Source organism: Delftia lacustris (genome assembly GCF_040267515.1).
In the GTDB taxonomy this organism is placed as follows: domain Bacteria; phylum Pseudomonadota; class Gammaproteobacteria; order Burkholderiales; family Burkholderiaceae_C; genus Comamonas; species Comamonas tsuruhatensis.
On the sequence record NZ_CP141274.1, the window covers coordinates 4,790,275 to 4,802,643 of the forward strand.

A 12,369-nucleotide genomic window follows, 5' to 3' on the forward strand; every position below is an offset into this window, starting at 1 on the left:
ATTGAATAGAGGTCACGCCAACAAACGCCGCCGAGCGTTCAGGAGTGACCGCCATGTCGCAGACCCCTGTACTCCCGCCGAACGAGCGCCGCATCCTGCGGCTCGATGAAGTCGAAGCGAAGTCCGGCTTCAAACGCGCCCACATCTACAACCTGATGAAGAAGCGCCAGTTCCCTCAGGCGCTGCGCCTGGGCGTGCGCGCTGTCGGCTGGGATTCGATCGAAATCGACCAGTGGATCGCCGAGCGCCTCAACCACCGGACCTGACCCGCTCTCCCGCGGACTTCCCATTCCCAGCCGGAGAGCGCCATGCAGGTCGTGTCCATCATTTCAACGAAGGGCGGCGTCGGCAAGACCACGACGGCCGCCAACCTGGGCGGGCTCGCCGCGGACGCGGGCCTGCGCGTGCTGCTGCTCGATCTCGACGTGCAGCCCACCTTGTCCTCCTACTACGAACTGACCCAGCGCGCGCCGGGCGGCATCTATGAGCTGTTGGCCTTCAACGAGCGCGACCTTGGCCAGCTCGTGTCCCGCACGATCATCGCGGGCCTGGACCTGGTGCTGTCCGACGACCACCGGGGCGAGCTGAACACGTTGTTGCTGCATGCGCCGGATGGCCGCCTGCGGTTGCGGCATCTGCTGCCAGCACTTGCTCCCCTCTACGACCTGGTGCTGATCGACACCCAGGGCGCGCGTTCCGTGCTGCTGGAGATGGCGGTGCTCGCCTCCGATCTCGCGCTGTCGCCCGTCACGCCGGAGATCCTCGCGGCACGCGAGCTGCGGCGCGGCACCATGCAGTTGCTCGAAGACATTGCGCCGTACCGGCACCTGGGCATCGAACCGCCGCCGCTGCACTTGCTCATCAACCGCGTCCACCCGGTGTCCGCCAACGCACGGCTGATCCAGCAGGCCTTGCGCGACCTGTTCCAGGACAGCGCCGGCATCCGCGTGCTCGCCACCGACGTGCCGGCCATAGAAGCGTATCCACGTGCCGCAACGCGCGGCCTGCCGGTGCATCGGGTCGAGCACCGCCAGCCGCCCGGCAGAGTCGCCCCTGCCGCGCTCGACACGATGCGCGCGCTCGCCAGCGAGTTGTTCCCGCAATGGCAGGACCGACTGGCTCAAGTATCCGGCCGCCCGCAGCGACCTCTTGATCCTGGGAGGCCCCATGGCGAACGCACATGAGCTGGCCCGCGGCCACAAGCGGCTGCGCGCCCTGATCGAGTTCGCGGTCGGTGAGGGCTGGCACGTCAAGCGCACGCCGGGCGGGCACCTCAAGTTCACCAAGGCCGGCTGCGCGGCGATCTACACGAGTTCGACAGCGAGTGACCACCGGGCCGAATTGAACGCCCGTGCGCAGATCCGCCGCGCCGAGCGAGAGGCCCGCATGGCGCCGGCCGGCGGTCGTGGGGACTGCGAGGGGTGCGGCCATGGCTGACATGACCTCGCAGGACATGGCAGGCAAGCTGCTCGCGGCCGGCTTCGAGCGCAGCGGCCCAGCGGCTACGGCCTTGAGCGACCCGATCGCGGACACGCCCATGGTCGTGACGCTGGACCAGTTGCGGCCCTACGACCATGACCCGCGCATGAAGCGCAACCCGGCTTACGAGGAAATCAAGGCATCCATCCGCGAGCGCGGCCTGGACGCGGCGCCGGCCATCACGCGCAGGCCCGGCGAGGACCACTACATCATCCGCAACGGCGGCAACACGCGACTGGCGATCCTGCGCGAACTCTGGTCGGAGACCAAGGAAGAACGCTTCTTCCGCATATCGTGCCTGTTCCGACCATGGCCGGAGCGCGGTGAAATCGTCGCGCTGACCGGGCATCTTGCCGAGAACGAACTGCGCGGCGGCCTCACGTTCATCGAGCGCGCGCTCGGCGTCGAGAAAGCACGGGAGTTCTACGAGCAGGAGAGCGGCGCCGCCCTGAGCCAGTCGGAACTGGCCCGCCGCCTGGCGGCCGATGGCTTCCCCGTCCAGCGGTCGCACATCACCCGCATGGCCGACGCGGTGCGCTACCTGCTGCCCGCCATTCCCACTGTGCTCTATGGCGGCCTGGGGCGCCACCAGGTCGAGCGGCTGTCGGTCATGCGCACGGCCTGCAAACGCACCTGGGAGCACTACGCCAAGGACCGTTCGCTGCCGCTGGACTTCGACAGTTTCTTTCAGGAGGTGCTGGCGCAGTTCGACACGCAGGGCGACGAGTTCGCGCCGCAGCGCGTGCAAGACGAGCTGATCGGCCAGATGTCCGAGCTGCTGGGCATCGGCTACGACGTGCTGGCGCTGGACCTGACCGAATCGGAAAGCCGCCACCGGGCGCTGGTCAGTGACCCGACGCCACCTGCGGCGCAGCCGGCGTTGCCTTCGCCCACCGCCGGCACGCCGACTCCGCCGGGCGCAGCATCGTCCATCGCCACGCCTGCAGCGGCGGCCGGTCCTCCACCCGCCAGCCCTCCGGCGTCCGAGCCCACCTTGCGCCACGACGACACGGCGGTTGGCGAAGCGGCCACGGGAAGCCAGCCGGCCGCACCGGGCGATCTGCTTCGCGAGCACATCGTCTCGCCAGCACCGACGACAGAACGGCTCCAATCGATCCAGCGCATGGTCGCCGACCAGTTGGGCGATGCGCTGCCGCCCGACTTCTCGGCGAGCGTGCTGCAGTCCATCCCGGTGCAAGCCGGCGGACTCTATCCGATCTCCGACGTCTGGTACATCGACGCCGGCCTGGACACGCCCGATCGGCTGCGCATCCACATCGCGCAGTTCGCGCGCGAGATCGCCGGGGAGGCAGACCTGGACGAGTGCATCGAGGATCGCGCCGATGGCATCGGGTTTGCGTGCCGCGCCCGCGGCCAAGCCCCGTCGCCGCTCGGCCGCGCGGTGCTGACGCTGCTCACTTCCCTGACGGGTCAGCCCGTCGCCGAAGCGGGCCTGGACGGCGCGCAGCTCGCCGCCGACCTGCCGACCCTGTTGCACGGCCAGAGCCAAGGCCATGGCAGCGGCGCAAGGCGCTTGAGCGACACGGCGTTGGTCAAGCTCTTTCGGCTGCTGCGCCTCGCCCGGCGTCTGCTGGACCTGGAAGCCGGCACCACGGCGCCCGGGACGTGAGCGAGGGAGGCCGCATGTCCACATCGCATCCGCTCAACCAGGCCGTGATTGCCCAGGCGCTGTATGACCTTCGCAACGGCCAACTGCGCCGCTGCAAGGCCATGGGCTTCGGCGAGGCCGAGCTGGATGCGCTCAAGCACCCCGCGCTGATCAGCGTGCTGGCCAACGCCAGCGTCTCGTGGTGCTCGGTCACGGTCAACCGCGAAGTGCTGCAGCGCCTGCTCAACCAGGCACAGGACGTGGAGAAGGAAATCGCCACGGTCGATCGCATGCTGCGGCTGGGGGCCAGCACGGAGATGGTCAGCCGCTTCTATGGCCTGACCCATCAGGAAGTCGCCCTGCGGCGGGAGATCCTCGGCCTGCCCAAGCGCAAGGGGCGCCACCCCGTCCTGGACGAGACCCAGGACACCGAACTGTGGCGGCAATGGAAAGCCGTGACCAGCAGCAGGAACGTCGATCTGGAGGACGAGACCTCGATTCTCGATGCGGCCATGGACCTGGCCGAGGGCATGTCGCTGCCGCTCTCGGTGGTCTGGGCCGCGATCAGGAACTGGGTCGATCAGGGATTGGGCTAGGCCATGGCCGTGGACGACACCGCCCCACGAGCCCAGCGCCCTGGCCCCATCGCACTCGCCGACCTGTTCGACGCTGCGCTGAAGGACCTCGCGCCCAAGTCCAGCTCTGGCGCTCCCGCGTCCCTGCCTGCTCCAACGCCCACGCCTCCTACGTCCGGCGACGCCTTCCTGTTCAGTGGCAATCGGCACGAGAGCGTGCCGCGGCGGCTGTTCCTCGACCGCCGCCTGACACCGCTGGAGCGCAACGCCTGGCAGGTGTTCCGATTGATGCTCAACGACGATGGCGTCACGGCATTTCCCACCTATGAGCAGTTGCGCCCCTGGCTGGCGTCGATGCCCTGCGCAGGCCAGGCCTCCCATGAGACCGTGGCGCGGGCGCTGACGCTGCTGCGCCTGACGCGCTGGCTGAGCCTCGTGCGACGACGGCGCGACCCCAAGACCGGTCGCATCCTCGGCAACCTCTACGTCCTGCACGACGAACCGCTGACGCCGTTCGAGGCGATGCAACTCGACGCCGACTACCTGGCCCTGGTCAGCCAGTCGCTGGGGCATTCGGCCAAGGCCGTCCAGGTGGTGGGACTCAACACCCTCCAGGAGATCGCGGACGACCCGATGCTGTCCGGACGCACCTTGCCGTCGCGGCTGCAAGTGCTCGCCGAGCGCCTGGCCGACCAGGGCATCACCGCCTCCGAAAGTTATCCACAGGAGGATGCGGTCCACGATTCCGAAGAAGGGCCCGCGAGCCTTCTTCGGAATGGCGATCGCCCATCTTCGGAATCCGAAGCAGGGCCGAAACCCGCGCCAGACGGCGCTCTTCGGAATCCGAAGCAGGACCGTACAGTACGTAGTAGTCGTATTGATGAAGTACGTACTACCGCGCAGGCGCGTGCGCTGGGCGACCTGCAATGGCCCAAGCGCTTCGCGGAACTGAAGGCGGAACAGCAGGCCGGAGCCAAGATGGCGTTGCAGCAGGTGGACGCTGCCCTGCGGCAGGCCGTGCTGGACGAATGGGCCGCACGGTGCGGCAAGCATGGCATCCGCAACCCCGCCGGTTATCTGTTCGGCATCATCCAGCGCGCCATGCGCGGCGAGTTCAATGCCTGGGCCAAGCAGACCGGCCCGGCACCGCCAACACCATCGGCGGCGCGAGCGCCACCAACCGAGCCGCCGCGCAACGTCGTGCCGCCCGAGGTGGCCCGGCAGCACATCGAGCGCCTGCGCGATCTGCTGCGCAAATCCTGAGCACAGGGCTTGTCAAAGCCGTGAAGTAGATCTCCATGGCGGTCGGCAGAAACGGTCCCCTGGGGACGGCTGTGCGGTGAAGCGCCGGGCGACGGCGCGACATGCTGCGCAAAACCTGAGTAGAGCGCATGCAAGACCATGAAGCAGACCTCCATGGCGCTCAACGGAACGGTCCCCTGGGGACGGCTGCGCGGCGAAGGATCGTGTCGAACGGCAGCGCGACGTGCGGTGCAGCACGCATACCGTCAACAACCGAGGACGGGAACGCCGATGTGAGTGCCCATCTGCGGAGCGGTCCCCAGGGGACCGTTGCGCGCTGCGCCGCCAGCGCGCACAGAACCGGGGGTCGGCTCATTTCGGTTTGTTGACTGACTGCCTTCCGCTGCATGCGGATGCTGGCGGCTCCCTGTCCACCAGCGAGCGATCACCATGGCAACCAGCAACGAACCATTGCAACTCAACCTCGGCTCCCTGCGCAGCGCGATGTCGCTGACGCTGCACACCCACCACGCCTCGCGCATCTGGCATGGCCGCGCCGCCGCCGAGGGGCGACCGGGCATCGTCGGCCTGAACGGCTACATCGCCGTCATGAACAAGATGAAGCGCGGCTCGGAGCAGGACGACCCATACAGCGACTGGTGGATGCTTCGCATCGAAGACAAGCTCGACCAGACCAGGACCACGCTGCAGACGCTGCGCGACCAGGTGGACCAGGCCCTGGCCGGCGTGCCCGCCGCGTTGACCCTGGGCGAGAACCTCAACGTGCAGCCCGTCAAGCTTCCGCTGTTCGTCAATGCGCAGTTGGGCTTTGCCGCCGTCTATCTCCTGGCCGACTACGACGACATCGCGCGCAAGCTGATCCTCGCCCACCACACCGCGCTGATCGATCGCTCGACGTTGGAGCGCTGGCTCAACGAAGGTGCCCACGCGCTGCGCAGCCTGTTCAGCCTGGCCCAGCAATACCGCTACTCGGGCTGCACCCGCGACGACTTCGCGGCCAAGAACGCCGCAGCTCGGGCAGCATTGGAGAAGTTCGGCGAACTGCCGCAGGACGTGCTCGAAGGCATGCGCCGCTCGAAGTTTGCGCCGCCCGTCGTGCGCCGTGGTCTGCAACAGCGTGGTGATAGCGCTGCCGCAGCCGCATCTCCCACCGACGAAGGCGCTGCCGCCGATTCGGCCGAGGCCAAGTCCACAGCCGCCGGCGAGGACGAACCGGCATGAGCGACCCGAACCGCGAACCGCGCTACTTCCGTCGTCTGGAACAGCCAGCCTTCATGCGGCTGGAACACGCGGCCTCTCTAAAAGGCCTTTTAAAGCCTTTTAAAGGTAAAGGGGACTTCGAGGCCTGGGCCAGCCAGTGCTTCGCCATGCGCGACGAGTTGATTGCCCTGGCGCAGCGACAGGTGCTGCCACAGGCGTGCGGGCATCCCTTCCACCTGCTTCCCGTCGAGCTGGCCCAGCAGACCACTGGCGCAGGCACGACCTTTCTTCGCTGGCGCAAGCACGATCGATCGGCCATGGGCGTGGCGTTGTGGCAGGAGCTGATGGCGAGCCCCAGCACGCCGGTCAACCTGCTGCACGACCTGCACGAGATCGAACTGCAGCGCGTCATGCTGAACATGCAGATCAGCCTGCTGCACACCCTGGGCAGGCAAGCACAGGAATGCGCCAGCAAGGCCGCGCAGGCGGACAACACCTACCTGCGCCGGCTCGCGTCCGTTCCTGCCGCAGTGCGCGATCGGTGATTGCGCCTGCCATCCGAGCACGCGCCCGAGCCCAACGAGGCACGGGTATTTCAACCACCACGGAGATTCCAACATGAGCACACAATTCATCGGCGAGGGCAACATCGGATCGCCTCCCGAGTACCGCGAATTCCCCAATGGCAACGACGATCCTCGCCGGTTGCTCCGGCTGAACGTGTACTTCGACAACCCCGTCCCCACCAAGGGCGGCGAGTTCGAGGACCGCGGCGGCTTCTGGGCGCCGGTGGAACTCTGGCACCACGACGCCGACCGCTGGCAGCAGCTCTACCAGAAGGGCATGCGGGTGCTGGTCGTCGGCCGCATGGAGCGCGACCCCTGGACGGACAACGAAGATCAGCCGCGTGAGACTTGGCAGGTCAACGCGCGCAGTGTCGGCATCCTGCCGTACCGCATCGAGTCTGTGGCCCTCAGCCCGAAGCCACAGGAGGCAGAGCCGAAGCCCCAGGCCACCCAGGAATCGACGGCGCCGAAAGAGACCAAGCGCAGGAAGTGATCGGGCATGGAGGGCGGCTGCCGCAGTGCTTCGCCGCCCTCCATGCGCTGCGAATTATCCCCAGGGGATAGCTCCACCAACGTCCACCGAGTTCCACGCGCGCTCCCGGAAATCGCGGCTCTCGGCCCGCACACTTCCGGCCACGCACCTTCCCCGCACTCGCCATTTCATCGGCGTGAAAGCGGTCGCTGCCGCATGCGGCTTGTTTGCTGCTGCCAGGGGCTGCGCTCGGCATCCTCGATCCCAGCAACTCCATGAACAACAGGAATCGGGATGGACGGATATGCGGCTGTTCTTGTGCGAGAAGCCCTCCCAGGGCAAAGACATTGGCCGGATTCTCGGCGCCACGCAGCGCGGTGAAGGCTGCCTCAACGGTTCCGGCGTCACGGTCACCTGGTGCATCGGCCATCTCGTGGAGGCGGCGCCGCCCGAGGCCTACGACGAGCAGCTCAAACGATGGTCCGTTGAGCAGTTGCCCATCATTCCCCAGCACTGGCGGGTCGAGGTCAAACCGAAGACCGCCACGCAATTCAAGGTCGTCAAGGCGCTCTTGGCGAAGGCGACTCACCTGGTTATCGCCACCGATGCCGACCGCGAGGGCGAATTGATCGCCCGCGAGATCGTGGAGCTTTGCGGCTACCGCGGCCCCATCGAACGCCTGTGGCTGTCGGCGCTCAACGATGCGTCCATTCGGGCGGCACTGGGCAAGCTGCGGCCTTCGGCCGAGACGCTTTCGATGTACCACTCGGCGCTGGCGCGCTCCCGTGCGGATTGGCTCGTGGGCATGAACCTGAGCCGGCTGTTCACGGTGCTGGGGCGACAGGCGGGTTACGACGGCGTGCTGTCGGTCGGCCGCGTACAGACCCCGACGCTCAAGCTCGTTGTGGACCGCGACCGCGAGATCGCGCGCTTCGTGTCCGTACCATACTGGGCCATCGCCGTGTCCCTGTTCGCAGGCGGTTCGACTTTCGCCGCGCAATGGGTTCCACCCGATGCGTGCACCGACGACGCAGGCCGCTGCCTGCGGCAGCCGGTCGCACAGCAGACCATGCAGCAGATCCGCGCTGCGGGCAGTGCCCACGTCGTGTCGGTGGAGACTGAGCGTGTCCGCGAAGGCCCGCCGCTGCCGTTCGACCTGGGCACCTTGCAGGAAGTGTGTTCCAAGCAGCTTGGGCTGGACGTGCAGGAAACCTTGGAGATTGCCCAAGCCCTGTACGAGACGCACAAGGCCACGACGTACCCCCGCTCGGACTCCGGCTACCTGCCCGAGAGCATGTTTGCCGAAGTGCCCACCGTTCTCGACAGCCTGCTCAAGACCGATCCCTCGCTGCGCTCGATCATGGGCCAGCTCGACCGCTCGCAGCGCTCGCGCGCCTGGAACGATGGCAAGGTCACGGCGCACCACGGCATCATCCCGACGCTCGAACCGGCGAAGCTCTCCGCCATGAGCGAGAAGGAACTGGCCGTGTACAGGCTCATCCGGTCGCATTACCTGGCGCAGTTCCTCCCTCACCACGAGTTCGACCGCACTGTGGCCAAGTTTTCGTGCGGGGGGCAGAACCTGGCGGCCACGGGCAAGCAGGTTGTCATCCCGGGTTGGCGCCAGGTGCTCGCCGAGCCGCAGGCCGAAGACGGTGATGGCGAGGGCGATACTGCGGTCCGCGCCCAGGTGCTGCCCGCGCTGCCGAAACTGTATGAGGGCCTGGCATGCCAGGTGGCCGACGTCGATCTCAAGGCACTCAAGACGCTGCCGCCCAAACCGTACACGCAAGGCGAGTTGGTCAAGTCCATGAAAGGCGTCGCCAAGCTGGTGTCCGATCCCCGCCTGAAGCAGAAGCTCAAGGATACGGTTGGCATCGGCACCGAAGCGACGCGGGCCAACATCATCGGCGGCCTGATCGCTCGCGGCTACCTCGTGAAGAAGGGGCGCGCCATCCGCGCCTCGGATGCGGCTTTCACTTTGATCGATGCCGTGCCTGCGGCGATTGCCGACCCTGGCACCACCGCCGTCTGGGAACAGGCGCTCGACATGATCGAGGCCGGACAGCTCACCCTGGACGTGTTCATCGGCAAGCAGGCCGCGTGGATTTCGCAGTTGATTGCGCAGTACGGCAGCGCCTCCCTGTCCATCAAGGTTCCCCAAGGGCCGGCATGCCCGCAGTGCGGCGCACCCACGCGCCAGCGCAGCGGCAAGAGCGGCCCGTTCTGGTCGTGCAGCCGCTACCCGGACTGCAAAGGCACGCTGCCAGTCGAATCCGGCAGCTCCAAGCGCGGCGCCTCGCGCCCGCGCCGTAGCGGCCGCAAAGGCTCCTGACCGCCCCCGTTCCCCGTGAGCCGTGCCCGCCTTCGGCGGCGTGGCCCCTGTCCCGCACTCCGCCGCATGCCCTGCGGGACGCCCAGCGCGCAACGCCTTCTTGATCCGTGTGCGCGTCCCGCCCAGCCGTCCCCGGCCGCGGGACCTGAAGGTAGCTTCTCTGCGAGCCGCACCACGCGCGTTCTGTTGATCTGCGTTTCTTCCGCCCTCTGCGAAGGGTCTCCCGGTGGCTTGCCAGGCTGCACGAGCCACCGGGAGACCCTTCGTGGTCAGCGGTAATCGGTGCCGGTGCCCGCCGGTGCAAAAACGGGCTCCCTTTGTGCGCGGATGTGCGCCAGACGATGCCGGCCCCAGCCACGACATGGGCCGGGTGTGATTGCTTGATGAGCAGACGGTTCTAGCGACGACCGGGCCTGCCAATCAGCCCACGGGTGGTTCCTCTTTTCTCCCGAGCCGAAGGCCGTTGGGCCTTCGGCGCCATTCTCCTGCCCATCAACGTCCCGGCCCGGCCATTGGCCTGGGCCACACGAACAGGAGAGACGACATGCACCCTCAACCTTGCGCACCGCTGCTGTACGGCAGACGGAGGTCGAGAACGGCATGCCCGCCTATCGCGCGGCCATCGCCAATGGTACGCTCGGCTGCAGCCGAGGCCGTAGCCCAAAGGCTGGACTACCTCTTTTGCAGAGGTAAACCTCGGGATGAACTGGGCGAAAACATGCCTTATGTGCCCGCCTTACGGCGAGCTGTTTCCGATGCTTCGCGCAGGATTTCCCGCCCCCCATTCGCTGCGATTGCGGCCACGATGACGCCCAGCACCAGATCCGGGATGTTCGACCCGAACCCCATCACCAGCACCCCGGACAGCACAATCGCACCATTGACGATGGAGTCGTTGCTGGTAAAGATCGCTGACGCCTTGAAGTTCACATCTTCCCCGCGATGGCGGCGCAGTAGTCTGAGGCACACTAGGTTCAAAGCCGCGTTCAGCGCGGCCATGGCCATCATGGCTGGGCCGACAGGCTCTTCCCCTCCAGCGAAGCGGCGTAGGACTTCCAACAGCAGCAGCGCGGCCAGGCCGATTAGCAAGAAACCCGACAAGCGGGCCGCGCCCACCTTGACCGTTGCCGCACGACCGACGGCATACAGGCTAACCGCATAGACCGACGCATCGGCGAGGTTGTCCAACCCGGCGCCCATCAGCGCCGTAGAGCCAGCCCAGATGCCAAGGGCAATGCCGGCGGCGGACTGCGTCAGGTTGATCAGCAACACAGTCAGAAGAATCTTTCGGTCCTTCGCATCGCTCGCATCTAGGCGGCCCAACTCGTCGTTTTCGTGATTTCTGTGGTTTTCAGCCATGCATTGTTCCTTCCAAATCGATGGATGCTGAAGCCTGTAGCGGCTGGAGAGTCAAGGCGCAGATGCAACGAACTTGCCACAGGGTCTTCCCGGACGCCCTTGACTCTACCGTAGCTAGAAGGTTTTCCAATCCAGTCAGAGCTTTAGGACAGAACAGATGAGCACCAATGCGCCCCCTTCATTGCGACTGTCATCCGGTATGGCTGCTATCCACTGATCCGTGGCGCCACTGCGGTTGTGCTCTTCGGCGAGCTCGCGACCGGCCGGCCGTCTTTTCCGACGGAGCTACTCACAGTGATCGTCGCGCTCGCTTGTGCCGCCTTGCTAGAGGGCGGGCGGCCTTTCCACTCCCCGTTGAGCCAGTAGCGGCGTTCCAAGCTGTGGTTGGCCGTCGGCGCATGGCTCGGCTTCTTGGTCGTGCATCTGGCCTTCCAGCACTCCAATCTGGGATACCGGGTCGGGCCGTTGGGATTGTTGATCGGGGTGGCTGAAGCCCATCGCTGGCATCACAAGCGTGAGCACGAAGACGCCCAAGTCAACTACGGCGATTTCTGGATGCCCGGGGGCCACTTGTTCAGCGCTTTCCGGTCGCAAAAGCACACGCTGGGCGCCAAAGAGTGACACTCAAGAAAGATGGACTTTCCAATGGACTACGGCCCGCAGCTTGTCTATCCCTTCCGGAGCCGGCCAGCAGCGGCAAACGCTTGCGCTGCTGGCTATACGATCTTGCCCACGTCGCATTCTTGCGCGAGTCGGGCCTTGCGGCTTCTTGCGAAGCGATCGCGAGTTGCGTGGCGTGCCCATGAGTCGGGCCGCGTCGTGGCGCACTGCTACCTTGGCCTGCACCTGCACCTGCGCAGCCACGCCGCGATGCTCGGTCTGGCCTGGAGAACCCGTAAGGTGGCGGAGATTGCGGCGCGCAGGTCGTCCGGCTCGCGCTGGCTCCTGTGGGCCACGCCCTCGGTCGCACGCCGTCTCAAAACGTCAGAACCGCGCGCTTTCGCATGATGGAGCGCGGCACGTGGCTCTCAGAACTGGACCCGATCACTTCCAGCACCGATGACACGCTCGAGCTTCAGGCGGGCTCGGCCAAGCTGTTGAGAATGCCGCACTCGCGCGAGGTTCGGGCGCTATCGCAGGAGCGTCGCAGATCCATTAACTCGCGCTCCAAGGCGCGCAATTCCTTCATCTTGGTCCGCACTTGCGCGATATGAGCGTCGACCAGCGCGTTCACCTCGCCGCAGCCCAACTCTGGCCGATCCCGTAAGTTCAGCAGTTGACGGATCTCATCCAGCGTCATGTCCTTCGCCCGGCAGCGGCGGATGAACAGCAAGCGCTGCAAATGGACTTCGTCATAGAGCCTGAAGTTGCCCTCGCTACGTGCAGGCTCGGGCAGCAAGCCTTCTGACTCGTAAAAGCGCACGGTCTGCACCAAGCAATCTGCCTTCTTGCCCAGTTCACCGATCCGCATCATGGTTGCTTCCTATAAAAAACTTGACTCTATATCTACT

The 12,369-nt window shown here is 66.2% G+C and carries 14 protein-coding genes; 12 read left to right on the forward strand and 2 right to left on the reverse strand.

The window, feature by feature from the left end; translation table 11 throughout:
* Nucleotides 1-53 precede the first annotated feature (53 nt).
* From U6958_RS23305 to U6958_RS23350, 10 genes are all read left to right on the forward strand, one after another.
* Entirely contained in the window at nt 54-266 is a 213-nt protein-coding gene (locus tag U6958_RS23305) for an AlpA family transcriptional regulator (RefSeq protein WP_003090093.1), read from the forward strand.
* 42 nt (nt 267-308) lie between these two features.
* Nucleotides 309-1,184 carry a ParA family protein gene (locus U6958_RS23310; RefSeq protein ID WP_003098988.1) on the forward strand — a complete coding sequence of 292 codons (876 nt, stop codon included), beginning with the start codon at nt 309-311 and terminating at the stop codon, nt 1,182-1,184.
* Nucleotides 1,168-1,437: a hypothetical protein gene (locus tag U6958_RS23315; RefSeq protein ID WP_003050422.1), complete on the forward strand. Its 270-nt coding sequence runs from the start codon at nt 1,168-1,170 to the stop codon at nt 1,435-1,437. The genes U6958_RS23310 and U6958_RS23315 overlap by 17 nt, the downstream gene beginning before the upstream one ends.
* Complete coding sequence (locus U6958_RS23320; RefSeq protein WP_006226007.1) at nt 1,430-3,109, forward strand: ParB family protein; 1,680 nt, start codon at nt 1,430-1,432, stop codon at nt 3,107-3,109. Before U6958_RS23315 ends, U6958_RS23320 begins: the two co-directional genes overlap by 8 nt.
* A 14-nt stretch (nt 3,110-3,123) precedes the next feature.
* On the forward strand, nt 3,124-3,684 hold the full coding sequence (locus U6958_RS23325; RefSeq protein WP_003090097.1) for a DUF2857 domain-containing protein: 561 nt from the start codon (nt 3,124-3,126) through the stop codon (nt 3,682-3,684).
* 3 nt (nt 3,685-3,687) lie between these two features.
* A complete protein-coding gene (locus U6958_RS23330; protein WP_006226008.1) occupies nt 3,688-4,926 on the forward strand; it encodes an STY4528 family pathogenicity island replication protein in 1,239 nt (412 codons plus the stop codon).
* A gap of 429 nt (nt 4,927-5,355) precedes the next feature.
* Complete coding sequence (locus tag U6958_RS23335; protein WP_003098981.1) at nt 5,356-6,147, forward strand: PFL_4669 family integrating conjugative element protein; 792 nt, start codon at nt 5,356-5,358, stop codon at nt 6,145-6,147.
* Nucleotides 6,144-6,671: a DUF3158 family protein gene (locus tag U6958_RS23340; protein ID WP_003098978.1), complete on the forward strand. Its 528-nt coding sequence runs from the start codon at nt 6,144-6,146 to the stop codon at nt 6,669-6,671. The genes U6958_RS23335 and U6958_RS23340 overlap by 4 nt, the downstream gene beginning before the upstream one ends.
* 73 nt (nt 6,672-6,744) lie before the next feature.
* Entirely contained in the window at nt 6,745-7,185 is a 441-nt protein-coding gene (locus U6958_RS23345) for a single-stranded DNA-binding protein (RefSeq protein WP_003098976.1), read from the forward strand.
* 283 nt (nt 7,186-7,468) lie between these two features.
* Nucleotides 7,469-9,499: a DNA topoisomerase III gene (locus U6958_RS23350; RefSeq protein WP_003116834.1), complete on the forward strand. Its 2,031-nt coding sequence runs from the start codon at nt 7,469-7,471 to the stop codon at nt 9,497-9,499.
* Nucleotides 9,500-10,222: 723 nt separating this feature from the next.
* Here the strand turns inward: U6958_RS23350 and U6958_RS23355 are convergent.
* Entirely contained in the window at nt 10,223-10,858 is a 636-nt protein-coding gene (locus U6958_RS23355; protein ID WP_003098972.1) for a cation transporter, read from the reverse strand.
* A 417-nt stretch (nt 10,859-11,275) separates the two neighbouring features.
* Here U6958_RS23355 and U6958_RS23360 point away from each other — a divergent pair, with 417 nt between their 5' ends.
* Together U6958_RS23360 and U6958_RS23365 are read left to right on the forward strand one after the other, a co-directional pair.
* A complete protein-coding gene (locus U6958_RS23360) occupies nt 11,276-11,479 on the forward strand; it encodes a hypothetical protein (RefSeq protein ID WP_023657334.1) in 204 nt (67 codons plus the stop codon).
* Nucleotides 11,480-11,503: 24 nt separating this feature from the next.
* A complete protein-coding gene (locus tag U6958_RS23365) occupies nt 11,504-11,866 on the forward strand; it encodes a DUF3703 domain-containing protein (protein WP_196588568.1) in 363 nt (120 codons plus the stop codon).
* A gap of 67 nt (nt 11,867-11,933) precedes the next feature.
* Here U6958_RS23365 and cadR read toward each other — a convergent pair whose 3' ends face one another.
* Nucleotides 11,934-12,332, reverse strand: coding sequence for a Cd(II)/Pb(II)-responsive transcriptional regulator (cadR, locus tag U6958_RS23370; protein ID WP_003098965.1), 399 nt, complete (start codon nt 12,330-12,332; stop codon nt 11,934-11,936).
* Between the last annotated feature and the right edge of the window lie 37 nt (nt 12,333-12,369).

Bases quoted from the DNA above. Each gene is read 5' to 3' on its own strand.
- U6958_RS23305 (WP_003090093.1), top strand. From the start codon at position 54: ATGTCGCAGACCCCTGTACTCCCGCCGAACGAGCGCCGCATCCTGCGG.
- U6958_RS23310 (WP_003098988.1), top strand. From the start codon at position 309: ATGCAGGTCGTGTCCATCATTTCAACGAAGGGCGGCGTCGGCAAGACC.
- U6958_RS23315 (WP_003050422.1), top strand. From the start codon at position 1,168: ATGGCGAACGCACATGAGCTGGCCCGCGGCCACAAGCGGCTGCGCGCC.
- U6958_RS23320 (WP_006226007.1), top strand. From the start codon at position 1,430: ATGGCTGACATGACCTCGCAGGACATGGCAGGCAAGCTGCTCGCGGCC.
- U6958_RS23325 (WP_003090097.1), top strand. From the start codon at position 3,124: ATGTCCACATCGCATCCGCTCAACCAGGCCGTGATTGCCCAGGCGCTG.
- U6958_RS23330 (WP_006226008.1), top strand. From the start codon at position 3,688: ATGGCCGTGGACGACACCGCCCCACGAGCCCAGCGCCCTGGCCCCATC.
- U6958_RS23335 (WP_003098981.1), top strand. From the start codon at position 5,356: ATGGCAACCAGCAACGAACCATTGCAACTCAACCTCGGCTCCCTGCGC.
- U6958_RS23340 (WP_003098978.1), top strand. From the start codon at position 6,144: ATGAGCGACCCGAACCGCGAACCGCGCTACTTCCGTCGTCTGGAACAG.
- U6958_RS23345 (WP_003098976.1), top strand. From the start codon at position 6,745: ATGAGCACACAATTCATCGGCGAGGGCAACATCGGATCGCCTCCCGAG.
- U6958_RS23350 (WP_003116834.1), top strand. From the start codon at position 7,469: ATGCGGCTGTTCTTGTGCGAGAAGCCCTCCCAGGGCAAAGACATTGGC.
- U6958_RS23355 (WP_003098972.1), bottom strand. From the start codon at position 10,858: ATGGCTGAAAACCACAGAAATCACGAAAACGACGAGTTGGGCCGCCTA.
- U6958_RS23365 (WP_196588568.1), top strand. From the start codon at position 11,504: ATGGACTACGGCCCGCAGCTTGTCTATCCCTTCCGGAGCCGGCCAGCA.
- cadR (WP_003098965.1), bottom strand. From the start codon at position 12,332: ATGATGCGGATCGGTGAACTGGGCAAGAAGGCAGATTGCTTGGTGCAG.